The sequence below is a fragment of the Mesorhizobium sp. M1A.F.Ca.IN.020.04.1.1 genome (assembly GCF_003997315.1).
GTDB lineage: Bacteria > Pseudomonadota > Alphaproteobacteria > Rhizobiales > Rhizobiaceae > Mesorhizobium.
In genome coordinates this window covers 1-1,239 of record NZ_RZSN01000377.1, presented here as the reverse complement: position 1 = coordinate 1,239, position 1,239 = coordinate 1, and the positions used below count along the sequence as shown (strand labels likewise).

Here is a 1,239-nt window from a genome sequence, read left to right as displayed (position 1 = left end):
GGCGAAGGATGTCGACGCGGCCTTGGCCGCTCGGTGACGGCGATGCGCCCGTCGACCAACCACGCCGTGCCGCCGGCCAGCGACATCTGTCGCTTGTCCGCCGTAGAGCTTACCGACGCGATCAGGCAGCGCCGTCTGTCGGCGCGCGAGGTCGTCAGCGCCTTTCTCGACCGCATCGATGCTGTGAACCCGCTGGTCAACGCCATCGTGTCGCTGCGCGAGCGCGCCGATATCCTGGCGGAAGCCGACAGGGCCGACGCCCATTTGGCACGGGGCGGCGCGGCCGGATCGCTGTTCGGCCTGCCGATCGCCATCAAGGACCTCGCCCTGACCAAGGGCTTAAGAACAACCTTCGGCTCGCCGATCTTCGCCGATTTCGTCCCGCAAGAGGACGATTTCTTCGTTGAGCGCCTGCGCAAGGCCGGCGCCATCATCATCGGCAAGACCAATGTTCCGGAATTCGGGCTGGGCTCCAACACCTACAATCCGGTCTTCGGTCCGACGCTCAATGCCTTCGATCCGACGCTCACCGCCGGCGGCTCGAGCGGCGGCGCGGCGGTGGCGCTGGCGCTCGACATGGTGCCGGTCGCCGACGGCAGCGATTTCGGCGGCTCGCTGCGCAATCCGGCGGCCTACAACAACGTCTATGGCTTCCGCCCCTCGCAAGGGCTGGTGCCGGCCGGCCCCGACATCGATGTCTTCCACGCCCAGATGGGCGTCGAAGGGCCGATGGGCCGGAATGTGCGCGACATCGCGCTGCTGCTCGATGAGCAGGCCGGCTATCATCCGCGGGCGCCATTGTCGCATGACAAGCAGGGCTCGTTTCTCGAAGGCCTGCGGGAGAAAGCCACCGGCGGCCGCATCGCCTGGCTCGGCGATTTCGGCGGCCATCTGCCGATGGAGCCAGGCATTCTCGACCTGTGCGAGACTGCCCTCGCCCGCTTCGCGGACGCCGCGTTCCACAGCGAAACGCTGGTGCCGGATGCCGACTTCGAAGCGCTCTGGCAGGCCTTTGTGACGTTGCGCCAGGCGAGCAGCGGCTGCGGACTGAAGGCGCATTATGACGATCCGGAAAAGCGCAGGCTGCTGAAGCCGGAGGCCGTTTGGGAAGTTGAGCAGGCGATGCGCCTTACCGCGCCCCAGATCCATGCCGCCTCGGTCCGGCGCACCTCATGGCACCGCACGCTGCTGTCGCTGTTCGAGCGCTTCGACCTTATCGTGCTGCCGACCGCCCAGGTC

General features: G+C 67.2%; 1 protein-coding gene. It reads left to right on the top strand.

Annotated features, from left to right (window positions below; genetic code table 11):
* Window positions 1–42: 42 nt before the first annotated feature.
* Window positions 43–1,239, top strand: a 1,197-nt coding sequence (locus tag EOA49_RS32000; RefSeq protein ID WP_127243602.1) for an amidase, incomplete at its 3' end; no start/stop codon positions are given.